The sequence below is a fragment of the Chitinimonas violaceus genome, from assembly GCF_052601015.1.
The window spans coordinates 1-254 of record NZ_JBQXDJ010000300.1; the positions used below are offsets into that span (position 1 = coordinate 1).

1 pseudogene is annotated in these 254 nt (G+C 59.1%); it reads left to right on the top strand.

The features are described from left to right. Window positions 1–219: pseudogene (locus tag ACUHMQ_RS21385) on the top strand (hypothetical protein); the annotation flags it as partial. Between the last annotated feature and the right edge of the window lie 35 nt (window positions 220–254).

Here is a 254-nt window from a genome sequence, read left to right on the forward strand (position 1 = left end):
CGCTTTGTCGGTCTACGCAGTAGCAGTCAGATTCCAGACCGTACCACCCTTTGGACCTTCAAGGAGCGGCTCATTGCCGCAGGTGCGAGTAACAGCATCTTTGAGGCGACCAATCGGCAGTTAGCCAGTAAACCCCCGGCGAGCAGCATCTATCCACGGCAGGCGCTTCGGGTTTATGGCGTGCGCCGTGCTTCGATGAAACGATGGAGCGGTTCGTAGGCCACGCGCCACTGATGCCCATCAACCTGCAGCGT